The following is a 24,322-nucleotide window of genomic DNA, read 5'->3' as shown; positions in this document are numbered from 1 at the left end:
CAGAGCCTACGAGGCCCTCCACCGCTCCGGCGTCTCGAGTTGGGCCTTCAGCCTGGCCAGATTGCCGGCCACCGATCGCTTGATCCGGCCCCCGAGGATCGGGGCGAGCAGCTTGGCCTTGCCATGTGTGTCGAGCTCGACCGTGTTGGTGACGCGGGTGCCCCGCTCGGTCGGCTCGAAGTAGTAGACCAGGTCGACCGGGAAGTCGGCCAGGGTCCCCTGCACCTCGATGCGCCTGCCGGGGTCGAGGTCGATGACCTCCAGCACCTCGGTCGCAGGAGCCGGAACGCGGCGACTCTGGAGAAACCGGGTGCCCACGGTGACCGGGCCCGGCGTCATCTTCATCGTCTCCGAGATCGCCCAGTTCCAGTCGGGAACGTGCTCGAGGTCGGCGAGATAGGTGTAGACCTCGCCGGCCGGGCGCTCGATCTCGATCGTGTTCGAGAAGCTGATCGTCGTCACGCGCTCCCCTCCTCTCAGCCGCGATGTCGCTCACCCACCGTAGCTCGGATCCCGTCCGGACACGACATCGCACGGCGCCAGCGCGTAATCTTGCGCCATGATCGAATTCTCAGTGCAGATGGCGAATCGCCCGGGACAGCTCGCCACGCTCGCCCGGGAGCTCGGGTCGGCCGGCGTCAACATCCAGACGCTGGCCGCCATCACGACCGGGCCCGAGGGCTTCGTGAAACTGGTCGTGGACGACGAGCACGGAGCCCGCCGCGTGTTGACGGAAGCCGGGGTTTCGTTCGACGAGCGGCGCATCATCACGGCCGTTCTCCACGACAAGCCGGGCGCCCTTGCCGATCTGGCCGAGGCGCTGGCGGTGACCGGCGTCAACATCGAGGCGATGTACCTCCTCCACTCGTCACCCGAGGGCCTCCACTTCGCGGTGGCCGTCGACGATCCCGAGTCCGTGGCACCGACGCTCAAAGCCGGCTGACGGACCATGGCTCTCGGCTTCGGGCTGCTCTCGGCCCAGATCGATCCAGGCGCGCCTCCGGACTGGGAGCGGGCATACGACGAGACGCTGCGCCTGGCCGTGCACGCCGAGACGGCAGGGTACGACTCCGTCTGGACGACGGAGCACCACTTCATAGACGACGGATACATGCCGTCGCTGCTGGTGACGATGGCGGCGATGGCGGCGAGGACGTCGACCATCGCGCTCGGATCGGGAGTGGTGCTCGCTCCCCTCCACCATCCGCTCCGGCTCGCAGAGGATGCCGCCACCGTCCAGCTCATCAGCAAGGGCCGGCTCGTCCTGGGGCTCGGCCTCGGCTGGGTCGAGTCGGAGTTCGCGGCGCTCGGCGCCGAGATCGCCGGGCGGGGCAGGGCCATGGACGAGATCCTCGACATACTGCCGAAGGCGTGGAGCGGCGAGCCGTTCGAGCACCACGGCCGGCAGTACGACGTGCCACTCGTCGGCGTGCGCCCGACCCCGCAGGCCAGGATCCCGATCCTCATCGGGGGTAGTGCGGAGGCGGCGATACGGCGGGCGGCTCGCAAGTCCGACGGCCTGTTCGCAAACGCACCGGCCGCCAAGTTCAGGCAGCAGGTCGACTGGGCGACCGACGAGCTCGAATCGATCGGGCGGGACCCGGCGACATTCGACTGGTACCACTACTCCATCTTGTACCCGGCGGCGGACGAGGACACCGGATGGGACGAGATCGGTGAGCACCTGTGGCACCTCTCGTGGAAGTACACCGACATGGAGGCGTCGACGAGGCGCCAGGGTCCTCCGCCGGCCGCCCCGCCGCCCGGCGAGGCAACCCGGTCCCGACTCATCGCCCGGGCCGTCACCGTCGGCTCGTCGCAGCAGATCGTCGACACGCTCAACGAGATCCGTGAGTCGGCCGGGGTACCCGTGAGGTTCGTCGCCCGTTCCTACTTCCCGACCCTCGGCTACGAGCGCCAGGTGGAGGTCATGGATCGGCTCGCCGAAGAGGTAGCGCCGCTCGTCTGAGAGTGTGGGCGCTCTGGCGTACCACGGTCGCACATGTGCGATGGTGGTACGCAAGAACGGAAGCGCGCCAGGGAGGGGGGCGGCGACGCGTCGTCAGGGGGCGTCCACGGCGGTGACCGCCCAGGCGAGGGCGTCTTCCGGGTCGACGACCGCCAGGTGGAAACCCCACCCGCCGGCCTGGTCCCCCGGATCCCAGAGATGCCACTCGAGCTCGGCGAGGCCGTCGCCGAGCTCATCGCCCTCGACGGGCCAGTCGTCCTCGAGTCCGAGGAGGGCTCCGAGCGCGAACCACGCCAGCCCCCTGCCAACCGGTGTCCCTCTGCGCCTGCCATGGGCGCCGCCGCTCGCCCCGGCCCAGACCATCGCCCCGAGCGCCCTGGCGGGATCGACCCGAGCGATCCGCACCCGGCCGGGACCGAGCTCCCTGATGGCGTCCAGGTGGTTCCCCTCGACGCAGACCGCCTCTGCCCGACCGTTCGACTCCTCCATCCATGGACGCACGAGATCGAGGAGCGCCTCCACGGCCGCCGACTCGACCGCTTCGGCGGCGTGCTCGACGGGCAGCTCCACCCATGCCAGGGTCGGGTGATCCAACTCGGGGAAGTCGGCCTTGTCGGACCGGTAGACGGCGACGGGGTACGGCGGCTCCCACTTCTCGAGCCCGAGGGGCGCGTCGACGACGTGGCGGTCGGCGACCTCGGACGGGACCTGATCGCCGCGTATCGCTCGCTCGTGACCGATCAACGTCCGCAACCTCGCATCGTCGACGCCCGACAGCTCGGCCCACGTGTGCGTCGAGGCCGCCACCTCCCACAGCGGGCCGAGGGCGAAGCGACCCGCGTTGGGGCGCAACACGTCGACGCAGTAAGGCGGAGGCGAGTGGAGGGCGAGCCGGTACTCGGCGAAGTGGGCGGCTCCCCACACCTGCTTGCCGCGCTCGTTGGCCTCCATGCAGCGCTCGCGCAGCTCGACGAGGCCGGCCCACTCCTGGGCGGCGACCAAGCCGTCGGTGAACCTCACGAGGCCGTCGAGGTCACTCGATTCGATCAGCTTGACGAGGCGATCACGATCCATGCAGCACTGGCCAGAGATGCTCGGCGTAGGCGCGGGCCCAGTCCTCCTGCCGACCAGCGCCTCGCACGGCCTGATCCTGCTCTACGAGGAGCTCTGCCAGCTCATCTTTCGTCCCCCGGTATCCGCCGAGGCGCAACTCCTCCTCGAGGTGGTTCGCATACCAGGATGGCCAGTCGGGATCGAATCCATCCGTGTCGATGAAGGCGTCGTGATGGGCCCTTCCCGTGGCGACGAGCAGGTCGGCGAGCTGCTGTGGGCTCATGGCCCAGACCCTACCTGGGAGAGATCACGGATAGGGCCATCCGTTGGCGATGCAGCCGTCGAGGCCTTTCGTCTGTTGCATCATCACGGGGGCGATGCGGCCGGCGCCCGGGCACGACACGTGCCCGTGCCCAAGGAAGTGCCCGACCTCGTGGTTGACCACGTACTGCCTGTACACCGTCAGGCCTGCGGTCCACCAACTCGTCGCCGTCTGCCAGCGGTCGATGTTGATCGCGACCCAGCGGCCGTTGCGGCACGAGTAGTAGCCGCCCGTGTCGAGCGGCGCGCACAGCCGATCGACGGTCGAGGGGGTCGCCAGGATGATGGTCATGGCGCCCCCTTCCCGGAGCCGCTTCAACCCGACGTCGCCCTCTGCGACCCAGCTCCTGGCGTCCCCGAGCGTGCGATCGACCCAGCCCGCCATGAGCTCCACGGGGACGTCGACACCGTCGTCGACGACGACCTCGAACCCGACGTACGGCGCCCGGCCGTAGGCCACGGACCCCTGCCGGCGCACCCGGCAGCTCGTCGAGCGGTCGTGGCCCGCCTGCCCGAAGCAGGCGTCTGCCCCGCCTCCTCCGCGGACCAGGTCGTCGCCCGATCCGCCGTAGAGGGCATCGCTGCCCGCCGACCCGCGCACGACATCGTCGCCACCTCCCCCGAAGGCTGCGTCGAGCCCGTCTCCGCCGAAGATGACGTCTGCGCCCGCTTCGCCGAACATGACGTCGTCGCCATAGCCGCCGAAGAGCACATCAGGACCCCCGCCCCCTCGCAAGCGATCGTCCCCGCCCTCTCCACAGACGAGGTCGCCGCCGCCCCTCCCGTCGATCTCGTCGTCTCCGGCGCCGCCCACGATCAGGTCTGGGCCCGGCGTTCCGAGCAACACATCCGCAGCACTCGTCCCAACGATCGTCGCCAGCTTGCCACTCGCCGCCGGCTCGAGCTCGAGGCAGGCGACTGCCGCCGCGCAATCGTCGACGCGGGCGGGATACACGACGCCATCGTGGACGAGGAACCGCTGACGCGTCGTGCCGAGGCTCACGTCGTCGGCGTACCAGACGAAACCCGTTGCGTCACCCTCAGCGGAGCACAGGGCATAGCCGACAGGGATGGCCGAGCCTCCGATGGCCGACGCGGGCGCCCCCACCAGCGCAACGGCCGCCATCACCACGGTCAAGACCAGCGCACGTCTCGCGTGATGCACGACGGCACGCTACCGGAACGAAACCGGCGCGCGTGCTCGCTCCTGTTGGTGGTGATCGGCGGATGGACGGCCTGACGGCGCACGTAGTCTCCTGGCCTCCATGGGCATCACGTGCGGCATCGTCGGTCTCCCCAACGTCGGCAAGTCGACGTTGTTCAACGCGCTCACATCGGCGGGCGTCACCGCCGAGAACTACCCGTTCGCGACCATCGAGCCCAACGTCGGGATCGCCGTCGTGCCGGACGGTCGCCTGGCGGCGATCGCCGCCATCGTGCATCCCCGGTCGATCGTCCCGACGGCCATCGAGTTCACCGACATCGCCGGCCTCGTCTCGGGAGCTTCCACCGGTGAGGGTCTCGGCAACCAGTTCCTCGCCCACATCAGAGAGGTGGACGCCGTCGCCCACGTCGTGAGGTGTTTCCACGACCCGGACGTCGTCCACCTGGGAGGGAAGGTCGACCCGATCGGCGACATCGAGACCATCGCCACGGAGCTGGCACTCGCCGACCTCGCCACGGTCGAGAAGGCGCTCGACCGATTGGCGCGGCGCGCCAGGGCAGGGGACACCGCCGCCGCCAAGGCGGTGGGGGTACTGCAGCGAGCCCATGCCCACCTGGGCGACGGGAAGCCGGTTCGCTCGCTCACCCTCGGGCCGGCCGATGGCGTCGTGCTCGCCGAGCTCCACCTCCTCACCCTCAAGCCGACCCTCTACGTCGCCAATGTCGACGACGACGCGACGGACGATGACCCGCTCGCCGGCGCGGTGGCGGAGCGTGCCGCTGCCGAGGGCGCAGAAGTAGTGGTGATCGCTGCGGGGATCGAAGCGGAGCTGGCCGACCTCGACGGCGCAGACCGCGACGAGCTGCTCGGCGACCTCGGGTGGGACGAGCCGGGCCTCGACCGGGTTGTCCGCGCCGCTTACCGGCTGCTGGGACTGCGGACCTTTTTCACCGCCGGGGAGAAGGAGGTCCGGGCGTGGACGGTTCACGCCGGGGCGACCGCCGTCGACGCAGCCGGATCCATCCACACCGACTTCGCCAAGGGGTTCATCAGGGCCGAGGTGGTCGCATACGACGACTTCATCGCGTTCGGCGGGGAGGCGGGTGCCAAGGAAGCCGGTCGGTGGCGCCTCGAAGGGAAGGACTACGTCGTCGCCGAGGGCGACGTCGTCCACTTCCGCTTCAATGTCTGACCGGTGCGGGGCCTCCACGCGCCCAGAGTGGGAAAACCTCACCATTCCGCGACATTTCGCGAACCGGTAGAATCGCGCGTGTAATGGTTGATCGGGGGAGCCGGCACTGGGTGAGGAGGCCCTGAGCCGACCACGAGGTGGTGCCCGACGGCACCGTGGACGGGGACCCCTCCGGGGGTCGCATTAGGAAGGAACCTCCAGGATGCGCAAGCTCGCGCTGCTGTTCGTCGTCGCACTCACCTTGGCCGCGACGGTCACTCCGGTCATCGCACTGGCGGACGACGAGTTCACCGTCATGTCGACAGACTCGACCGGCCCATTCGAGACCGCTTCGTCCGACGTCGCCAAGGGCCCACGCTGGGTCGTCGAGTTCGAGGATTCCGCCGACCTCACACCGACCTCTCGCATCGCCGACAGGGTCGACAGGATCACCGCGGTGCGCGCCAGGCTGGTGCGGGTCGCGGAGCGCTCCCAGGCCACCGTGATCGACGCGTTGCGGGGAGCCGGGGCCGAGTTCGAGGGATTCTGGCTCCGCAACGAGTTGGTCTTCGAAGGGACCAGAGCGCTGGCAGACTCCATCGCCGGGATCGACGGCGTCGCCCGAGTGCGCCATGAGCGTCTCTACCCGCGGCTGCGGCCCGTCGCCATCTCGAAGGCGGCCGCAACACCCGAGTGGGGGATCGAGAAGATCGGCGCAGACGAGGCGTGGGCCGAGGGCATTCTCGGACAGGGTGTCGTCGTCGGCGGTATCGACGGCGGCGTCGAGCACACCCACTCCGCCCTGGTGGACAACTACCGCGGCAACCTCGGTGGGGGGACGTTCGACCACAACTACAACTGGTGGGACCCGACCGGGCTGTGCGGTCCAGTGCCATGCCCCGATCCCGACGGGCACGGAACCCACACGATGGGTACCGCCGTCGGTGGTGACGGACCGGGGCCGTACGTCATGGACGTCGGCGTTGCTCCCGGCGCCACCTGGATCGCCGCCAAGGGATGCGAGGACTTCTCCTGCTCCGAGTCTGCCCTGCTCTCGTCCGGGCAGTTCATGCTCGCCCCGACCGACCTGACCGGGGCAAACCCCGATCCGTCGAGGGCCCCGAACATCGTGAACAACTCATGGTCGGGAGGACCGGGCGACCCGTTCTACCAGGACATCGTCGATGCGTGGGTCGCAGCAGGCATCGTCCCGGTCTTCGCCTCCGGGAACCCGGGGCCCGACTGCGAACAGGGAGGGTCGCCGGGCGACTACAACAACGTCGTCAGCGCCGGCGCCACCGACATCGACGACCTGATCGCCGACTTCTCGGGCCGCGGGCCCTCGGCGTTCGGAAAGGTCAACCCGAACGTGACCGCACCGGGAGTCGACGTCGTGTCCTCCGTCCCAGGCGACGGATTCGCATCGTTCTCGGGCACGTCGATGGCGGCGCCGCACACGACGGGGACCCTGGCGTTGATCATGAGCGCCAATCCCACGTTGAAAGCCGACACGGCAACGGCGATCGACATCCTCGAGTCGACGGCGCACGACATCCTCGACGACACCTGCGGCGGGGACCCGAGTGGGGACCCGAACAACGTCTACGGCGATGGCCGGATCGACGCCGCGCTGGCGTCGCTCGTGGCGCGCGACGGCGGCACGCTCACCGGGACGGTGACCGACTCGGCCACCTCGCAGCCCATCGAGCACGCCACGATCACGATCGACGACGGCAGCCTCGTCTCCGGCTTACCGACGGACGAGGACGGGCGGTTCACCGTCCTGCTCCCCGAGGGCACATATGACCTCACAGTCGAAGCGTTCGGCTACCTGTCGGCGACGGTCACCGGAGTGGCCGTCGTCAAGGACGAGACGACGACCGTGGACGTTGCCCTCGACGCAGCTCCCCGGTTCACCGTCTCCGGCACGGTGACGCGCCGCGGCGGGGCACCCCTTGCAGGCATCGACGTCAGCGTCACCGGGACGCCCCTCGATCCTGTGGTGACCGACTCGGGCGGGAGCTTCTCGTTCGAGCTCCCGGCCGGCTCGTACGAGATCGTGGCCCATGTGATCGGCTGCGATGCGGCGGATCCTGCAACCGTCGACGTGGCCGGACCGGGCACGCCTCCGGTGTCGATCGTCGTGCAGCCGAAGCTCGACCTGTTCGGGCACGGCTGCGAGGAGATCGCATTCCAGTGGGTCGACGCTCAGAATCAGACGGCGCTCTTCGGCGACGACTCGTTCGGGAGGCTCCGCCTCCCCTTCGAGGTCGAGTACTACGGTCAGACGTACGACACGCTCTACGTCGACACGAACGGCTACGTGGCCCTGCTCAACCCGTTCTTCAGCGACTTCTTCCACAGGCCGATCCCGGACGGATTCGACCCGAGCGCGGCGGCGTATGTCTTGTGGACGGACCTGCTCATCGACGGTGACGCTTCGATCGACTACCAGTTCCTGACGAGCGGCGACGTAGACGGCGTCGTCGTCGAGTGGGAGAACGTCAGCCTGCTTTCGGGCGAGGGACCCGGCAGCTTCGAGATCAAGCTGTGGGAGAACGGCGTGATCGACATGCTGTACGGAGACGGCGTCGACGTCCTCGGCAACGGGAGCAATGCCACGATCGGCATCGAGGACGACACGTCGACCGACGCCCTCGAGTACAGCTTCAACTCTGCAAGCGTGTCGCCCGGGATGGCTCTGCGCTATCGAGTCGTCACCGACGCCAAGCTCGTCGGCACGGTCACCAACGTGAACAACGGCAAGCCGGTCGCCGGCGCCAGCATCACGACCAACCCTGGTGGACGCCACACGACGACGGAGGCGAACGGGACGTACGAGCTGAACATGCTCTCGGGCGACTACACGGTCGATGCGAGCGCACCGCTCTACGGAACGGCGTCGGCAGCCGTCACGCTGCCGCCGGACTCGGTCGTCGACGTCTCGTTCGAGCTCGACGCGGCACGGGCGAGGATCCGGCCGCGTTCGATCGAAGCGACTGCAGGACCGAACGAGAGGGTGAAGGCGAAGGTGCGCGTGAAGAACACCGGAACCCTTCCCCTCGACTGGACGGCGACCGACAGCGCCGATCCCGCAGGGTCTCGCCTTGCCAGACTGCTGTCATCGGGAATCCGGGTGAGCCCGGTGCAATGGGGCAGGTCGAACCTGCGGCCTTCCGGGCCGCTGCCGAAGCTCGACACGACCGGGATGGTCCGCACCATCATCGCCGAGGACCCGGCCGGTGATGCTCTCGAACCACCCGACGTGACGCTGCTCGACGCGGCATTCACGGACACCGACATCGTCATGACGATGCAGATGGTCGACCCGGTCGGCGAGTTCGCAGGGTACGTCCTCATCGATGCCGACCAGGACCCGACGACCGGAGTTCCCGGCGAGGAGTTCTTCGGGCTGCCTGAGCAGGAAATCGGCGCCGAGTACCTCATCGACCTCTTCGCAGTCGGTGAAGGCGTCGTGTTCCTCGTCGACCTCATCACGTTCGAGCTCATCGCGGAAGGCCCGGCGAACGTCGACGGGACGACCGTCGAGTTCGCGGTACCGACCGGAGCATTCGTCGCACCTACCGGCACGATGAACGTGGCGGGCGTCATCGGCAACTTCTTCGGTCCGACCGACTGGATCCCGGACGTCGGGAACGCCCAGCTGCCGCTGGCGGGATTCGACGCCAAGTGGATCAAGGTGAAGCCGGCCGCGGGATCTGTGGCGGTGGGCGAGCGCCAGAAGGTGAAGGTGATCCTCAAGTCGAAGACCCTCTCCCCAGGCGAGTATCACGGCATCGTCACCTTCCGCAGCAACGACCCGTTCAAGTCGCGGATCGAGCTTCGCGTCACGTTCGTCGTGACGGGGCCTGCCCCCGTCGCCGATCCGGGCAGGTGAGCGACGAGTAGTCAATCCATCCAGGACCTCCCGGGAGGGGAATAGACTCGCCGCTCGGAGAGGTCCTCATGGATGTGCACAAGCGAAAAAGGATACGCGGGCCGTTGCGCGGCGCAGGCTCGATGCTCGGCGAGATCCTGTACGCGGCGCACAGGCCCGACCTGCCGAGCCTCGAGAACCAGGATCCGAGCGTCGAGGTCGGCGCCCACGATGCACCGTCGATCGACATCGTCGTCCTCGGCGACAGCTCGGTGACCGCGCCGGGGGTCGAGCCGCTCGACGCCGCCTGGCCCCGCAGGGTCGCCAACCATCTCGCAGACCGATACCGCGTCCGACTCCGCAGTGTCGCAGTCGGAGGGGCGAAGGTGTCCGACGTGCTGCGCGACCAGCTGTCGGCGGCTTTGGCAGCACCCGCCGACATCGCACTCGTATCGGTGGGTGCCAACGACGCGTTGCGCGGCACGACGATCGCCGTCTACGAGCGCGACCTCGACGACGTGGTGAGGCGCCTGGCCGCCCGGGTCTCCGCGGTGGGGCTGTGCGGCGTCGGAGACATCGGCACCATCCCGCGCCTACCGACCTTCGTCCGATCGATCGGCACGGTGCGAGCCCGGGCCTTCGACCGGGCGATCGCCAGGGTGGCCGCCCGTAATCCCGGCGTGCTGAAGAGCACGACGTGGGGACCGTTGTGGGAGCGGTTCGACCGTGGCGACCCCGAGATCTTCGCCGCCGATCAGTTCCACGCCAGCGGCGAAGGCCACGCCGTCTTCGCCGCTTCGATCATTCCGGTGGTCGATCGCCTCGTGGCGTCACTGGAGCCCGAACTGAGCGCCCGGCGAGAACGTCGCGAATCATCGACGTGACGGTGCCGACGGCGCCCTCGTTGTAACCCTCCGGCACGATGATGTCGGCGTAGCGCTTCGAAGGTTCGACGAACTGCAGATGCATCGGCCGCACGGTCGCCAGGTACTGCTTGGTCACCGACTCGACGGTGCGACCCCGCTCGATGAGGTCGCGCCCGAGCCTGCGCAGGACACGCAGGTCGGCGTCGGTGTCGATGTAGATCTTGAGGTCCATGACCTTGCGGAGCTCCGGCTCGGCGAGCACGAGGATCCCCTCGATCAGCACGACCGGCTTGGGCTCGATGCGGATCGTGCCGGCCGTCCGCAGGTGCTCGGCGAAGTCGTAGACCGGCCTGTCGATGCCGTTCCCCGCTCGCAGCTCCTCCACGTGGTGGATGAGCAGCTCGGTCTCGAGGGAGTCCGGGTGGTCGTAGTTGACCTTGGTCCGCTCGTCGAACGGCAGGTGTGGGGCGTGGCGGTAGTACGCATCGTGCGGGATGAGCACGACGTCGCCCGAGCCGACGCTCTCGACGACGACCTCGGCGATCGTCGTCTTGCCGGATCCCGAGCCGCCCGCAATCCCGATCACGAACGGGCGGTCGACACCATCGAGCGGCCAGTCGCGGATCGGTGTGCTGTCCATGGCGGGGTGGTCAACCTGGGGGAGGGTGCTGAAAATTACCATGAGGACCTCGCCGCCGACCGCCAACGCAGGCGGAACGGGGGCTTCCGACGTCCTATCTTGGCTGTGATCCGATGGCCGACATCCAAGAATCTCGCTCCGAGCGCTTCAGGCGGAGGATCGTCACCATCCCGCGATCCGTCCTGCTCTTCGTGGTGCTCACCGTTGCTGCTCCCGCGGTGGCCGCCCTCGCCGCCCTCGTCGACGCCATCCGGTTCGCTCTCTTCGGCAAGCCGGCGATGGCGCTGCGAATGGTGGCGTTCGCCTGGGTCTACCTGGCCGCCGAGCTGTGGGGCATCACCCGGTTCTTCGGCCAGTGGGTGGCGGCAGGGTTCGGAGCCAGGCAGCGATGGATGGTCGATCGTGGCTGGGCCGTCCAATGCCAATGGGCGAGCACCCTGCTCGGAGCCGTGCAGCGTCTGTTCGACCTCGACCTGCGGGTCGTTGGGCTCGAGAATGCCGCCCCCGGCCCGATCATCGCCATGTTCCGTCACGCCAGCATCATCGACAACCTCCTTCCCGCCGTCTTGCTCACGGACCAGGCGGGCATCAAGCTGCGATGGATCATCAAGAAGGAGCTACTCGGGCAGCCGGCGTTGGACGTCGGCGGCAACCGCCTCCCGAACTACTTCGTCGACAGGGACTCCAAGGATCCGAGAGGCGAGCTGAGACGCATCAAGGCGATGACCGTCGGGCTGCGAGAGGACGAAGGGGTGCTGATCTTCCCGGAAGGCACCCGGTTCTCCGAGGAGCGCAGGGCCAGGGCGCTCGAGCGCCTCGCCGCATCCGACCCCGCGATGCACGCGGCGGCCTCGCGGCTTCGCAACGTGATGCCACCGCGTCTCGGCGGCGTCCTCACGCTGCTCGACTCCGGTGCGGATGTCGTTGTCTGCGCCCACGAGGGTCTCGGTGGGTTCGCGACCCTGCGGGACATCTGGTCGGGGAGCCTCGTCGGGCGCACGGTGCGCATCGAGTTGTGGCGAATCGCCGCTTCCGACATCCCGAAGGCGCGCCAGGAGCGCGTCGCCTGGCTGCTGGAGACGTGGCAGCACGTCGACGATTGGATCGAGTCCGCCGGGGACCCGCCGGGTGCGTGAGCCGGCAGTCAGGCGTCGAGCAGATAGACGTCGCCGGACACCGTGTTCACAGTGATCGTCAGGGTCTTGTCTGCGGCGCCGGAGTCGCGCTCCGTCAGGTTGCTCTTGATCGACCCGGACAGTGCGTGGAGATCGACCTCGACGATGCGTCGCCCCGGTACTCCGATGCGAACGTTGCCTGAGAGAGTCTTGGCGACGAAGTCGTCGCCCTGCACGTCCCGGAACGTGGCGTCGCCGCTGGCAGTCTTCACGTCGATCCGCCCGGCGACGGATCCGATGAAGATGTCCCCACTGGCGACGAGCGCCATGCAATCGCCGCCGACGTCGTCGGCGCGAACGTCCCCCGAGGCCGACTGGGCCCGTAATGCTCCGCCGATGGAACCGAGGTAGAGATCGCCCGACGCCGACTTGACGGACACGTCACCCGTCGTTTGGCGCATCTTGACGTCGCCGCTCGCGACCTGGATCTTGGCGCTGCCGACCGTCGTCTGCACGATCACGTTGCCCGACGAAGACCGCAGTTCGACCTCGGTTCGGCGCGGCACCTCGGCCGTCACGCCCGCTGAGGTTCGCCTCCCCAAGCCCCTTCCGTCGCCGTCGGGTGCGACGGCGACGACGTTACCTCGCTGCTCGATCGTGAAGCGATCGGCGCCGTTACCCGAGACGCGGACCGTCAGGACGCCTTCTTGGCCGTCGGACAGAACGATGTCCCCCGAGTACGTCGTGACGTCGAGCACGGCGGGGCCGTCGACCACGAGCTCCTGTCGCTGGTCCGTCATGTCCTGAACGTCTTGGTGACGCGGTTGCCGCGTCGCTTCACGCCAGAGCTCGTTGCCAAACGCTTGATGACGTAGGCGTTGACAGAGTCACCGAGCTCGCCCGCAGCCTCTTCGAGCTCCATCTTGAGCCGCTCGGGAAGCCTCACCGTGATGCGGGCCTCGAGGTCGTCGCCCGAGAATGGGGCGGCGGGCTCGGTGCTCCGTACGACGAGGCTCGGCTCGCCATCTCGGATCACCACGTCGATCGACATGCTCTCGAGCTGCGCCGCAACCTCGATCGCCGCCAGCTCGGCCAGTTGGATTGCTGCCTGGCGCAGCGCCGGGCCGAGTGCGGCGAGGATGGCGGCCCCGGCCTCCTCGACGGCAGGGTCGCCTGACGCCAAGTCGAGCTGGGCGGTGGCGGCGGCTTCGACCTGCGCGATGACACCCGTGAGGTCCATCAGGCAGCCGGCTCCTCGTGGTCGATCACGAGGCGCAGCAGCCTGCGACGCTCGACCGCCCGCATGCGCTCGTGGGTCATCTGCTCGTGGATCGCCTTCACCATGTCGGGGTTGTTGTACCAGATCACGTCGACTCCTCCCTTGACTCCGTCTTGACATAGATATGATGTCATACTGATGTCATCATGTCAACGGCTTCGTGATGGGGATTTCCGGGCGAAGCACGAGTACGATGGGAGGCGTCCCACCCCGGGGAGCTCGATGGCGAGCTGAGAGGGCTGCCGGCGACAGGCAGCCGACCCGTGGAACCTGACCTGGGTAATACCAGCGGAGGAAGCGAGTGGAAGCGCAAGCGCCGAACGATCACCATGGCATCTCGCAGGCCACCTCGCCGGTCGCCCTCGTGCTCGTGGGAGGCGACAGGGCGGACGGGCGGCTCAGGGCGCGGCTCCCGGAGCTGGCCGCGGTGATCGCAGCGGACTCGGGGCTCGCCCAGGCGCGTGTCCTCGGCGTCGCCCCGACGGTCGTGATCGGCGACATGGACTCCGTCGACCCGACCATGCTGGAAGAGGCGGCGTCGGCAGGAGCCGAGATCGAGCGCCACCCGGCCGACAAGGACGCCACGGACATCGAGCTCGCTCTCGACCGAGCACTGCAGATGGAGTGCCGATCGGTCATCGTCGTCGGGGGCTACGGCGGCCGGGTCGACCACCTGCTCGGCAACGCCCTCGTGCTGACGGCCGAGCGCTTCTCGACGATCGATGTGGAATGGTGGGTCGCCGGGACCAGGATCCGGGTGGCGAGGCAGGAGGTGCCGGTGCACATCGAAGGAACGGCCGGCGACACCGTCTCGCTCCTGGCGGCTGCGGGTGACGCACACGGGGTGACCACGACAGGGCTGCGGTGGTCCCTCGAGAACGAGACCCTGGAGGCGGGATCGACGAGAGGCATCAGCAACGAGCTGATGGGGACCGCCGCCTCCGTTCGAGTGAGACGAGGGGTGCTCCTGGTCGTGCATGGAGGCCGAGAATGAGGCGGCTGCTGGCGCTCGCCGCCGTCGCCTTCGTCGTTGCGGCCGCCTGCTCGTCGGCGCCCGACGAGATCGTGCTGCTCACGCACGATTCGTTCCTCGTGAGCGACGAGGTCCTCGCCGCCTTCGAAGCAGAGAGCGGCGTCGCCGTCCGGGTCCTCACGGCAGGTGACGCCGGTCAGCTCGTCAGCCAGGCGATCCTCACGAGGGACAGCCCGACGGCGGACGTCATCTACGGGATCGACAACACGTTCCTGTCGCGTGCCCTCGAGGAGGACCTGTTCAGGCCGCACCAGGCAGAGGGGCTCGAGACGGTCCCGGCGACCCTCAAGCTGGACGAGCAGAACCGCGTCACCCCCGTCGACTACGGCGACGTGTGCGTGAACTTCGATATCGCCGAGCTCGAAGAGCGCGGCGTGCCGGTACCGCAGAGCCTGGCGGACCTCACGGATCCCGCCTATCGGGGAATGCTCGTTGCCGAGAACCCCTCGAGCGCCTCGCCCGGGCTGGCGTTCCTCATGGCAACCATCGCCACTTTCGGGGAGGACGGCGAATACACGTGGCAGGACTACTGGGCGGACCTCATCGCCAACGACGTCCTCATCACCGACGACTGGACCCAGGCCTACACGGTCGAGTTCTCCGGCGGCTCTCCCGACGGAGACCGACCTCTGGTCGTCTCGTATGCATCGTCGCCTCCTGCGGGCGTCTTCTTCTCGGACCCGCAGCCGGCCGAGGCGCCGACGGGGTCGATGCTGGACGGGTGCTTCAGGCAGATCGAGTTCGCCGGCATCCTCGAGGGGACTCGGTACCCGGCCGAGGCCGAACAGCTCGTCGACTTCATGCTGTCCACCACGTTCCAGGAGGACATGCCGCTCAACATGTTCGTGTTCCCCGCCAACTCCGACGCCGAGCTACCCGACCTGTTCACGGAGTTCGCACAGATCCCGCCCGAGCCGGTGACGCTGTCGCCGTCGGCGATCGCAGAGAACCGGGATCGCTGGATCAACGAGTGGTTCGAGATCGTGCGCTGAGGCGCCTCGCCGGCGCGGCCGCTCTGGTGCCTCTCGGCTTCCTGGCGTACTTCTTCGTCTATCCGGTGCTCTCGATACTCGCATCTGCCTTCTTCCCTCCCGGCGGCTTCGGGCTCGACGCCTTTCGCGAGCTGGCGGCCAGGCGGTCGCTGCTCGGGGTCGCCTGGTTCACCGTCTGGCAGGCGGTCGTGTCGACCCTCGTCACAGTGGCGGTGGGGATTCCGGGCGCCCACGCCCTCGCCCGGCATGAGTTTCGTGGGAGGAAGCTCGTGAGGGCCGCCACCATCGTCCCGTTCGTGATGCCGACCGTGGTGGTCGGGAGCGCCTTCCTGGCCCTGCTCGGCCGCAACGGAGCACTGGGCATCGACATGCGGGGGACGGTCTGGCTGATACTCGCCGCCCACGTGTTCTACAACTACGCGGTGGTCGTGAGGACGGTTGGGACTGCATGGGAGCGCATGGACCCCCGGATCGAGGAAGCGGCCAGAGTGCTCGGCGCGTCGCCATGGCGTACGTTCCGCAGCGTCACCCTGCCGGTGTTGCGACCGGCCATCGCGTCTGCTGCCTCGATCGTGTTCCTGTTCACGCTGACATCGTTCGGCGTGATACTCATCCTCGGAAATCTGGCTACGGCGACGATCGAGGTCGAGATATGGCGGCTGGCCACGTCGCTCATCGACCTTCGAGGGGCGGCCGCCCTGGCCACGATCCAGCTCGTCGCCGTGACGGCCGTGTTGTTCGCCTACTCCCGATACCAGGAGCGCCGTTCGGTGCAGGTGCAGCCGGCCGCGGCTCGCCCGACCCGTCCGGCGACCTGGAGGCAGCGGGCGCTCCTTGCGGCGAATCTCGGCTTCATGGCCACCCTGCTGCTCGCTCCCCTCGCCGTGCTCGTCGAGCGGGCGCTGCGCGTCGACGGAGGGTACGGGATCGGCAACTTCCGCAGGCTGCTCGTCGATACTCCCATATTGCTCGTGAAGCCTGTCGCCTCAGTGGCGTACTCGCTCGCCTATGCGGCTGGGGCGACCGTCGTCGCCGTGACGATCGGGCTCATGGCGGCTGCGGTCGTCGCCCGGCGGAGGGGCTTGGTCGGACGCTGGTTCGACACGGTGCTCATGCTTCCCCTCGGCACGTCGGCGGTCACTCTCGGATTCGGCTTCCTGGTGGCCCTCGATGAGCCCGTCGACATCAGAGCGGCGGTGTGGCTGGTTGCCATCGGGCACGCTCTCGTTGCGATCCCGTTCGTCGTGCGGATCACGGTCCCGATCATGCGAAGCATCCGAGTGCGCTTGCGGGAAGCCGCAGCCGTTCTCGGCGCTTCACCGGCTCGGGTATGGCGTGAGGTCGACCTTCCCGTGATCGGACGGGCCGCCCTGGTGGCGGCGGGGTTCTCGCTGGCGGTGTCACTCGGCGAGTTCGGGGCGACCTCCTTCCTGGCGAGGCCCGACGCCCCGACGATGCCGGTTGCGATCTACCGGTTCCTCAGCCGACCCGGCTCGGTCAACTTCGGCGTCGCCATGGCGCTCAGCGTGGTCCTGATGGTCGTGACGACCGTCGCCGTCCTCGCCGTGGAGCGCCTCAGGCCTGACGACACGAGCGGCTTCTGATGCTCGACTGCAGGCGGCTCACGGTACGTTTCGGCGCCAAGGCGGTTCTCGACGACGCCTCGATCGCCGTCGAGCCGGGCGAGGTCGTGGCGGTGCTCGGCCCATCCGGGTCGGGCAAGTCGACCCTCCTGCGCGTCATCGCCGGGCTCCAAAAGCCGAATTCGGGTGCGGTGCTCTGGCGGGGAGACGACATCACGTCGACGCCGGCCCACGAGAGGGGCTTCGGGCTCATGTTCCAGGATTACGCGTTGTTCCCGCACCGGAGCGTTGCCGCCAACGTGGCGTTCGGTCTGGAGATGCGCCGGGTCGGAGGCGCGGTCGCACGTTCACGCGTCGACGAGCTGCTCGACCTCGTCGGGCTGACGGGCATGGCAGGCCGGAGCGTCACCGAGCTATCCGGCGGCGAGCAGCAGCGGGTGGCGCTGGCGAGGACCCTGGCCCCGTCGCCGGAGCTCGTGATGCTCGACGAGCCGATCGGGGCTCTCGATCGAGCACTGCGCGACGACCTCACGGTCGAGTTGGCGGCGATCTTCCGCGACATAGAGGCGGCCGTCGTGTACGTCACTCACGACCAGGGTGAGGCGTTCGGATTGGCCGATCGGGTGGTGGTCATGCGCCACGGCGCCATCGTCGGGGACGCCCCGCCGGACGAGCTGTGGCGCCGCCCTCCCAACGAGTTCGTCGCCCGTTTCCTCGGTATGGACACCTTCGTCACGGCCGTGGTCTCCGGTGGGGTCGCCGACCTCGGGTGGACGAGCATCCCGATGGCTGATGTGCCTCCGGGGAGGAACCGGCTGCTGCTCCGCCCCGAGGCGATGACCGTCGACGATGCGGGCAAGATCGAGGGTGTGGTCGTCGGCAGCACCTTCGCAGCCGGGCGTTACTCGCTCTCCGTCGAGGTCGACTCCGGAGTGCGGCTGGCGGTCGGCAGCCCGCGACCTCTCTCTGTCGGTAGCCTCGTCACGCTCTCGATCGACCCATCGGCGATCGTGATCGTGCCGGACGGTCAGTCCACGAGCTCCGACGTGTAGACCACCCTGGCGAACTCGTCGTTGAGGTTGAGCGCCGTCGTCCGCGACAGCTCCCTGGCCCGCAGGGTCTGACCGTCGACCGGATGGATGTCGAACGTGTGGGTGGCGTCGAGGATGAACATCGTGTCGTATCCGAGGTCCGAAGCCATGCGGGCCGTCGTCTCGCAGCACACGTTCGTCTGGATGCCGCAGATCGCGATGCTCCCGATGTTGTGCGACCGCAGCCAGGCGTCGAGGTCGGGGTCGCCGTAGAAGGCGGAGTGGGTCGACTTGGCGACGACGAGGTCCGGGGCGCCGCGCTCCAACACGGGCTTGAACCCGTTCGTCTTCTTGCTCGGGTGCAGCGGGGACCTCGGCTGGGCCGAGTCGTGCCGCACGTAGACCAGGGGCCACGACTGCGAAGACCACGCGTCGAGTAGAGCGCTGATGTTCGTCTCACAGCTCGGATTGTTGCGATCACCGAAGTACTCGGTGTCGTCGAAGCCCTGCTGGACGTCTATGACGATCAGAGCGGTGGCGTCTGCCCAGTTCGGCATCGTCACTCTCCTTCTGCGAGATCGGCCCATTCCGCCGCGGTGACGGAGATGAGCGTGTCCAAGGCGATCGGGAACACCGACGTCGGTGTCCCGGCCGCCGCCCACACCTGCGAGAACCGCTTCAGATGCGGATCCGCATATATCGGCATCGCCGTTGCGTGACCGATCGGCGGAGTGCCGCCGGCCACGTAGCCGGTGGCGTCCCTGACCTCTTCGAGGCCGGCTCGCCGTATGTGCGACGAGCCGGTGCGCTCGGCCAGCTTGGCCGTGTCGACCCGCAGGTCACCCGGCATCAGCACGAGCACAGGTTGCTCATCGGCCATGAACACCAGGGACTTGACGATTGCCGCGACATCACACCCGATCGCCGCGGCGGCGTCGGCGGCCGTCTTCGTACCTTCCGGGAAGATGCTCGGCACGACCCGCAGACCGTACGCGGCGGCGTCGGAGACGAAGCGTGTCGTTGCAGCTGGCACTTCCACGGTCGGGAGGCTACCGGCGGCATCTCACACCAGCGTGACCGATATCGACGCCAGCGGCTCGAGGGCGTACCTCACGGTGACGCCCGGCTGAACAGGAACGGGAGGCATCACCGAACCCCCGATGAGGACGTCGCCTTTCGTGATCCCAACCCCGAACGAGGCGAGCGTCCGGGCCGTGTGACCGACGACCTCGACGAGTCCGCCGGTGAGCGCCTCGAGCTCGGTCACGAATGCAACCTCGTCGCCTCCGACGTCGACGCGTGCGACGAGGCCGGCGAGCTCCCCGCCGCGCCGGTCTCCGTCCGGCATGCCGAAGACGACGTGCCGGTGGAAGATGTTGTCGGCCACGATCCGTTCCGGGTCCGCCGGGTCGTGGTCGATGTCGGCGAGCTCGATGGCGGCCCCGACACCAGAGATGGCACGGCGAATGGCCGAGGCGTCCGCATCAGGGGCGACGTCGCCACCGAACCAGAGCGCAACCTCGGCTTCGGCGACGGGACGGATCCAGTTGCCAACCGAGACCGAGTCGCCGGACTCCACGATGCCCCGGTCGGTGAGGAAGCCGACGAGGGGGCCCTCGAGCCCGAAGCGCTCCAGCGCAGCGGGGGCGCCGAACCCGACCTTCCATCCGATGGGCCGCTCGCCCGCCGCGATCCTGGCGGCGCGCCCGGCGAGCATCCTGGCGGTGCCTGCGCCTACCGGCCCGTTCACGGTCCCTCCCCGCCGGGGGTCTCGTACCCCGCTGCCTCGAGCGACCCTGCGCCGCTCCAACCCCAGGCGAGGACCACGTCCTCCGTACCGGTGTTGGCGAAGCCGTGCCAGTGGCCGCGCGGCGTGAAGATCGTGTCGCCCTCGGCGGCAGGCTCGTCGTCGCCGTCGGTGTATACGACCCCGCTCCCCGCGATGACGATGAAGAACTCGTCCGCGTTCGGGTGCTTGTGACGCTCGTGACGGGCACCAGGAGGCAGCACGGTCCAGCCGACGAGCAGGTGGCGAGACCCGGCCCCCGCCTCGTCGACGAGGAACTGCACCTGCATGTCGACCCAGCCTTCCTGGCGGCGCAGGCCGCCCACATGAGGAACGGCGGAGCGATTGACCCGGTACGGCCTCACGGCGCCTGCTCCGACTCGAGGGCAGCCGCACCCATTCCAGCGAGACGGTGATACACGTCGAAGACCGTGACGAAGTCGCGGTGGTCTATCCCGAGGCCGCGACAGGCGTTCAGCATCTCGTTGGCAGCCGCCCCGAGCGGAGCGGGAGAACCCTGCCGGCGGGCGATGTCGAGAGCGAGGATCATGTCCTTTTGCTGCAGGGTGACGTCCGCCATCGGCACCTCGGGCATCGCCCCGTCGAGGATGAACGGGCCCCGGTAGCCCATGACGGGTGAAGCGACGACGCTCTTCAGCATGGCGTCCACCGCCACGTCGCGGGGCACCCCGCCCTTCTCGGCGAGAGCCACGGCCTCGCAGAAGACGACCATCTCGACGATGAGCGCCAGGTTGATGGCGACCTTCATCTGCACGGCCATCCCTCCGCCACCGATGTGGGTCACCCGTGACCCGATGTCCGCGAGCACCGGCGCCACCCTGTCGAAGGCCTCCCGGTCGCCTCCGACCATGATCGAGGCGGTCCCCTGGGCCAGGGTGACGGTGCTCCCCGAGATGGGGGCGTCGAGCATGACCAGGCCGCGCTCGGCGAATGCCGCCGCCACTTCCCGCGACGCGGCGGGATCGATGGTGCTCATGTCCAGGTAGACGGCACCTGGGCCGAGTCCGGCGATGATCCCGTCCTCGCCGATCGCGACCGCGCGAACTGCGGCTGCGTCCGTGACGATCGAAAGCACCACGTCCGCTCCCTCGGCGGCGTGACGCGGCGTCGCAGCCCACTCCATCCCGAGCGCCAGCAGCGGCGCCGCCTTGGCATCCGTCCTGTTCCAGCCGGCCACGACATGTCCTGCATCGAGCAGTCTGGGAACGATGCCCTGGCCCATGTCACCGAGCCCAACGAAGCCGATTCTCATGGCTCCTCCTCCGCTTCGACCAGCCTTTGGACGTGCCCGGTCACCGGGCGACCTCCACGATCCCCTCCTCGGTAGCCAGGTACCCCATCGGCACGTCGTGGGCCTCCGATGGGAGGCGGTCGGCAACGAGCGCCACCGGGACGACACCAACCAGGAACGCTCCCTTGCGGGCGCCGGCGAGGAGCCCATCGAAATAGCCGGCACCATTGCCGAGGCGGTTGCCGTGGAGATCGAATGCCAAACCGGGGACCAGCCACACGTCGATCTCCTCCGAGGCGATCACAGGTGCCGAGGCGTGCGGCTGGAGGAACCCCCAGCGGTGCACCTCGAACGGCCCTCGCAGCTCGTGGATCGTGAGGCCTCCGTGCTCGGGCGTTCGAGTGACCGCCTTGCGTGCGGACAGGTCGGCCTCCAACACGGCGTGCAGGTCGATCTCGCCCTGCATCGGCATGAACCCGAGAACCGTCGATGCGGCCAGCAGCGGAGGCCACTCGAGGAGGGCCCCGGCAACCGCCTTCGAGATCGCCTCCCAGTCATACGCGCTGCGCTCCGCCCGCGCCCAGGCGCGCCATTCCTCCTTCGGGGCGTCGGCGGCGGGCGGCGCCGTCACGTTCCGAGGATGCGAGGCGCCAGCTTGCCGAACTCGTCCTGACCGGACCGAGGCACCAGGTAGTCGTCCTCCGAACGGATGTCGGCGATGTTGGCGGCGACGTCCTCCACGGTGAGCGGGCCTTCTCGCTGGGGATGCTTGAAGTACCCGTCGGAGAGGCCGACGAACACCCGGCTCACCGATCCCCCACCTACCGACCACACCTCGCCGGTGTACTCGCACTCCTCTGAGGCGAGGTAGGCGACGGCCGGCGAGACGAGCGACGGTTCGAACCTCTCCATCATCTCCCCGAACAGCCCCTCGGTCATCCTCGTCGCCGCGATCGGGGCGACCGCGTTCACCTTGATGCCGTATTTGACTCCCTCGAGCTTGAGCACGTTCATCAACCCGACGAGTCCCATCTTGGCGGCGCCGTAGTTCGTCTGACCGAAGTTCCCGAACAATCCAGTGCCGCTCGTCGTCATCACGATGCGGCCGTATCCGTGCTCCTTCATGATGGCGAATGCCGGGCCGGTCACGTAGAAGGCCCCAAGGAGGTGGACGTCGAGCACCGCCTGGACGTCGTCGATCTCCAGGTTGACGAAGGTCTTGTCGCGCAGGATCCCGGCGTTGTTGACCAGGACGTCGACCTTCCCGAACTCTTCGACCGTCCGGGCCACGAGGGCAGCTGCTTGGGTGGGATCTGCGACGGATGAGTAGTCGGCGATGGCGCTGCCACCCGCCTCCCTGATCTCCTCGACGACGCGATCGGCTGCGCCGGCGGCAGACCCGACTCCGCGCACGTCGCCTCCCAGGTCGTTGACGATCACCGAGGCGCCCATGCGGCCGAGCAGGAGGGCGTGCTCGCGGCCCAACCCTCCCCCGGCTCCAGTGATGATCGCGACACGATCCTGAAAGTCGACCACGGCACCTCCTCCGCGCCGGGCACGATAGCGGCGGACGCAGCGCCTACCCTCTGGGCATGGGCAACCCGCTCGTTCGCAGCCACCCAGGAGGGCGTGCGCCGCGAGCGGCGCTGCGTGCGCCGCGAGCGGCGCTGCTCGGCGCGATCGCGATCTTCGCCGTGCTGATGCTCGCCACCACTCCCTCCGTGCGCCCGCCCCCCGAGCCGGCACCCGAGCACAACTACGACCCGGCGGTGATCGGCCCCCTCACCGCGCCATGATCCGCAGGATCCGCTGCCGCCTACGATGAAGCGCACATGGAGGCACGGGAGGCCAGCATTCGGCCGCTCCCACCCGACGTCGCACGCGGGAGCGACGGGAACGGCCCGACGCGCCCATGGCTTCCTGCCATCTTCGCCGTCTCGGGCCTGCTCGTATTCGGCTTGATCGCGGGAGCCTTGGCGAGTTCCTCAGACCCGACCACGACGACGTCGACCACGGTGAATGCGGCGGTCGCCGTGCCGCCCCTGGCACTTCCGGGTGAGACGACCACGACCACGGAGCGCGTCACCACGACGACCTCGCCTCCGACGCTCGCCGAGATCGCTCCGGGGCTCGACCGCGACCTGACGGTTGCGGTGCGCGACCCGTTGCGGGGCGGAACCGCCGAGCTGTGGTGGCCGCTCGGGAGCATCGCACCCACGAGGACCGCCCATCCGAGTCGGGCGGATTTCTTCTCCTACGATCCGACGGGTGCATACGCGGCCTATGTGACGTACACCCAGGGTGGCACGGTGCTCTTCGCAGGATCGGCCCAGGTATACCAGCCGGTCGCCCTCAACGTCTACAGCTTCGCGTGGCACCCGACGGACGAGGGCAGGATCGCCTTCATCGCCGGCCAGGAGCCGGGAACACCCCAGACCAGTCGAGCGCTCTACACGGCCCGTGTCGACCAGGATGGCCTGGCAGAGGAGCCGAATGAGATCACTCGGACCGGTGACCTGGCGGTCCTGCACGGCTGGGGCGAGTGGGGCTACCTCGTCGCCGACTGGCCCGACGTCGGCGAACGTGTCGTCGTCGACCCGGTCACCGCAACCCCGATGTTCGTCACCTACTCCACCGTCTACGGCCCGGGAGGTGGCATCGCGGCTCGTGCGCCACTCTCGATCGATCAGCTGGCGCCGAACGGCACCGTGCTCGCCGGGAGCACGGCGCTCGCCTTGGAGATCGCCGGAGTCGACGTGGCGGCCCTCGGGCTCACGGTGACGACCGTGATCGACGGCATGAGCCTCTACTCGGCGGCGTTCGAGCCGATCGAGAGCTCCGTCACCTTCCGTACATCCTCGTATTACCTGCTCTCGAACGACCTCGTCGTCCAGGCGGGCCTCGGCGGCGCCGGCACGTCGCTCACCATGCAGCCCCACGATGGCAGCTCGGTTCGGTCCACCAACCTGCCGGGCGAGCTCGTTCCCCGACGGTTCACGGGTGAGGGGTCTCTGGTCGTGGCCCTCGACCCTGGAAACCGGACTGTCGTCGTCCTCGACCCCAGGACCGGCAGGGCGTGGCGCGTCCCCCTCGACGGTGACTCGCTGCCGCTCGACGGTTTCGTCGGTCCGGCTGTCGAGTAGCCGCCGGGAGCTCGGGCGGAGCGCACAGGAGGGAGTCGCGTTCTGG

27 protein-coding genes and 1 riboswitch are annotated in these 24,322 nt (G+C 68.5%); of the genes, 12 read left to right on the top strand and 15 right to left on the bottom strand.

All coding sequences use genetic code 11. The features are described from left to right. Window positions 1–6: 6 nt before the first annotated feature. A complete protein-coding gene (locus VGC47_11390; protein ID HEX9855906.1) occupies window positions 7–462 on the bottom strand; it encodes an SRPBCC family protein in 456 nt (151 codons plus the stop codon). 97 nt (window positions 463–559) lie between these two features. Here VGC47_11390 and VGC47_11385 point away from each other — a divergent pair, with 97 nt between their 5' ends. Together VGC47_11385 and VGC47_11380 are read left to right on the top strand one after the other, a co-directional pair. Beyond that, window positions 560–943, top strand: a complete 384-nt coding sequence (locus VGC47_11385; protein HEX9855905.1) for an ACT domain-containing protein — start codon at window positions 560–562, stop codon at window positions 941–943. A 6-nt stretch (window positions 944–949) separates the two neighbouring features. Continuing rightward, complete coding sequence (locus VGC47_11380) at window positions 950–1,969, top strand: LLM class flavin-dependent oxidoreductase (GenBank protein ID HEX9855904.1); 1,020 nt, start codon at window positions 950–952, stop codon at window positions 1,967–1,969. A gap of 93 nt (window positions 1,970–2,062) precedes the next feature. Here the strand turns inward: VGC47_11380 and VGC47_11375 are convergent, their stop codons facing one another. From VGC47_11375 to VGC47_11365, 3 genes are read right to left on the bottom strand one after another with little or no spacing between them, the layout of a single operon-like run. Then, a complete protein-coding gene (locus VGC47_11375) occupies window positions 2,063–3,043 on the bottom strand; it encodes a hypothetical protein (GenBank protein HEX9855903.1) in 981 nt (326 codons plus the stop codon). Next, a complete protein-coding gene (locus VGC47_11370) occupies window positions 3,033–3,305 on the bottom strand; it encodes a hypothetical protein (GenBank protein HEX9855902.1) in 273 nt (90 codons plus the stop codon). The genes VGC47_11375 and VGC47_11370 overlap by 11 nt, the downstream gene beginning before the upstream one ends. Window positions 3,306–3,329: 24 nt before the next feature. Further along, window positions 3,330–4,508 (bottom strand): DUF3152 domain-containing protein, encoded by a 1,179-nt coding sequence (locus VGC47_11365; protein ID HEX9855901.1) that lies wholly within the window; start codon window positions 4,506–4,508, stop codon window positions 3,330–3,332. Window positions 4,509–4,608: 100 nt separating this feature from the next. On the opposite strand from VGC47_11365, the gene ychF reads away from it, so the two are divergent. The 3 genes from ychF (at window position 4,609) to VGC47_11350 (ending at window position 10,440) form a co-directional block, all read left to right on the top strand. Next, window positions 4,609–5,700, top strand: coding sequence for a redox-regulated ATPase YchF (gene ychF / locus VGC47_11360; protein HEX9855900.1), 1,092 nt, complete (start codon window positions 4,609–4,611; stop codon window positions 5,698–5,700). A 202-nt stretch (window positions 5,701–5,902) separates the two neighbouring features. Further along, entirely contained in the window at window positions 5,903–9,577 is a 3,675-nt protein-coding gene (locus tag VGC47_11355; GenBank protein ID HEX9855899.1) for a carboxypeptidase regulatory-like domain-containing protein, read from the top strand. Between the two features lie 104 nt (window positions 9,578–9,681). Then, the gene (locus tag VGC47_11350; GenBank protein ID HEX9855898.1) at window positions 9,682–10,440 is read left to right on the top strand and encodes a GDSL-type esterase/lipase family protein; all 759 of its coding nucleotides are present in this window, start codon (window positions 9,682–9,684) and stop codon (window positions 10,438–10,440) included. Here VGC47_11350 and udk read toward each other — a convergent pair. Beyond that, window positions 10,358–11,062, bottom strand: coding sequence for a uridine kinase (gene udk, locus VGC47_11345; protein HEX9855897.1), 705 nt, complete (start codon window positions 11,060–11,062; stop codon window positions 10,358–10,360). The two genes, VGC47_11350 and udk, sit on opposite strands and share 83 nt — an antisense overlap. A 113-nt stretch (window positions 11,063–11,175) precedes the next feature. Between udk and VGC47_11340 the strand changes: the two genes are divergently transcribed. Further along, window positions 11,176–12,198, top strand: coding sequence for a 1-acyl-sn-glycerol-3-phosphate acyltransferase (locus tag VGC47_11340; GenBank protein HEX9855896.1), 1,023 nt, complete (start codon window positions 11,176–11,178; stop codon window positions 12,196–12,198). Between the two features lie 8 nt (window positions 12,199–12,206). Here the strand turns inward: VGC47_11340 and VGC47_11335 are convergent, their stop codons facing one another. The 3 genes from VGC47_11335 to VGC47_11325 are packed head-to-tail and all read right to left on the bottom strand — an operon-like array spanning window position 12,207 to window position 13,545. Further along, entirely contained in the window at window positions 12,207–12,977 is a 771-nt protein-coding gene (locus VGC47_11335) for a DUF4097 family beta strand repeat-containing protein (protein HEX9855895.1), read from the bottom strand. After that, window positions 12,974–13,417, bottom strand: a complete 444-nt coding sequence (locus VGC47_11330) for a toxin-antitoxin system HicB family antitoxin (GenBank protein HEX9855894.1) — start codon at window positions 13,415–13,417, stop codon at window positions 12,974–12,976. The genes VGC47_11335 and VGC47_11330 overlap by 4 nt, the downstream gene beginning before the upstream one ends. Beyond that, a complete protein-coding gene (locus VGC47_11325) occupies window positions 13,417–13,545 on the bottom strand; it encodes a hypothetical protein (protein HEX9855893.1) in 129 nt (42 codons plus the stop codon). The genes VGC47_11330 and VGC47_11325 overlap by 1 nt, the downstream gene beginning before the upstream one ends. Before the next feature lie 112 nt (window positions 13,546–13,657). Beyond that, a riboswitch (TPP riboswitch) is annotated at window positions 13,658–13,770 on the top strand. On the opposite strand from VGC47_11325, the gene VGC47_11320 reads away from it, so the two are divergent. The 4 genes from VGC47_11320 (at window position 13,758) to VGC47_11305 (ending at window position 18,116) form a co-directional block, all read left to right on the top strand. After that, window positions 13,758–14,450 carry a thiamine diphosphokinase gene (locus tag VGC47_11320; protein HEX9855892.1) on the top strand — a complete coding sequence of 231 codons (693 nt, stop codon included), beginning with the start codon at window positions 13,758–13,760 and terminating at the stop codon, window positions 14,448–14,450. It overlaps the preceding riboswitch by 13 nt. Beyond that, entirely contained in the window at window positions 14,447–15,481 is a 1,035-nt protein-coding gene (locus VGC47_11315) for a thiamine ABC transporter substrate-binding protein (GenBank protein HEX9855891.1), read from the top strand. The genes VGC47_11320 and VGC47_11315 overlap by 4 nt, the downstream gene beginning before the upstream one ends. Continuing rightward, a complete protein-coding gene (locus VGC47_11310) occupies window positions 15,460–17,085 on the top strand; it encodes an iron ABC transporter permease (GenBank protein HEX9855890.1) in 1,626 nt (541 codons plus the stop codon). The genes VGC47_11315 and VGC47_11310 overlap by 22 nt, the downstream gene beginning before the upstream one ends. Then, entirely contained in the window at window positions 17,085–18,116 is a 1,032-nt protein-coding gene (locus VGC47_11305) for an ABC transporter ATP-binding protein (GenBank protein HEX9855889.1), read from the top strand. Before VGC47_11310 ends, VGC47_11305 begins: the two co-directional genes overlap by 1 nt. Here the strand turns inward: VGC47_11305 and VGC47_11300 are convergent. From VGC47_11300 to VGC47_11270, 7 genes are read right to left on the bottom strand one after another with little or no spacing between them, the layout of a single operon-like run. Then, window positions 18,092–18,652, bottom strand: coding sequence for a cysteine hydrolase family protein (locus VGC47_11300; protein ID HEX9855888.1), 561 nt, complete (start codon window positions 18,650–18,652; stop codon window positions 18,092–18,094). The genes VGC47_11305 and VGC47_11300 overlap by 25 nt on opposite strands. Window positions 18,653–18,654: 2 nt before the next feature. Next, complete coding sequence (locus VGC47_11295; protein HEX9855887.1) at window positions 18,655–19,134, bottom strand: YbaK/EbsC family protein; 480 nt, start codon at window positions 19,132–19,134, stop codon at window positions 18,655–18,657. A gap of 24 nt (window positions 19,135–19,158) precedes the next feature. Next, a complete protein-coding gene (locus tag VGC47_11290) occupies window positions 19,159–19,845 on the bottom strand; it encodes a hypothetical protein (protein HEX9855886.1) in 687 nt (228 codons plus the stop codon). Next, the gene (locus VGC47_11285) at window positions 19,842–20,246 is read right to left on the bottom strand and encodes a cupin domain-containing protein (protein ID HEX9855885.1); all 405 of its coding nucleotides are present in this window, start codon (window positions 20,244–20,246) and stop codon (window positions 19,842–19,844) included. Before VGC47_11285 ends, VGC47_11290 begins: the two co-directional genes overlap by 4 nt. After that, window positions 20,243–21,154 (bottom strand): NAD(P)-dependent oxidoreductase, encoded by a 912-nt coding sequence (locus VGC47_11280; GenBank protein HEX9855884.1) that lies wholly within the window; start codon window positions 21,152–21,154, stop codon window positions 20,243–20,245. Before VGC47_11280 ends, VGC47_11285 begins: the two co-directional genes overlap by 4 nt. A 40-nt stretch (window positions 21,155–21,194) precedes the next feature. Next, window positions 21,195–21,764 (bottom strand): 5-formyltetrahydrofolate cyclo-ligase, encoded by a 570-nt coding sequence (locus VGC47_11275; GenBank protein HEX9855883.1) that lies wholly within the window; start codon window positions 21,762–21,764, stop codon window positions 21,195–21,197. Beyond that, on the bottom strand, window positions 21,761–22,669 hold the full coding sequence (locus VGC47_11270) for an SDR family NAD(P)-dependent oxidoreductase (protein HEX9855882.1): 909 nt from the start codon (window positions 22,667–22,669) through the stop codon (window positions 21,761–21,763). The genes VGC47_11275 and VGC47_11270 overlap by 4 nt, the downstream gene beginning before the upstream one ends. Before the next feature lie 56 nt (window positions 22,670–22,725). Here VGC47_11270 and VGC47_11265 point away from each other — a divergent pair, with 56 nt between their 5' ends. Continuing rightward, window positions 22,726–22,929 carry a hypothetical protein gene (locus VGC47_11265; protein HEX9855881.1) on the top strand — a complete coding sequence of 68 codons (204 nt, stop codon included), beginning with the start codon at window positions 22,726–22,728 and terminating at the stop codon, window positions 22,927–22,929. A gap of 36 nt (window positions 22,930–22,965) precedes the next feature. Then, on the top strand, window positions 22,966–24,276 hold the full coding sequence (locus VGC47_11260) for a hypothetical protein (protein ID HEX9855880.1): 1,311 nt from the start codon (window positions 22,966–22,968) through the stop codon (window positions 24,274–24,276). Window positions 24,277–24,322: the final 46 nt, after the last annotated feature.

It is taken from the genome of Acidimicrobiia bacterium, assembly GCA_036396535.1.
In the GTDB taxonomy this organism is placed as follows: domain Bacteria; phylum Actinomycetota; class Acidimicrobiia; order Spongiisociales; family UBA5794; genus DASWKR01.
The sequence above is the reverse complement of the archived record's forward strand: the minus strand, read 5'-3'. Positions and strand labels throughout refer to the sequence as shown.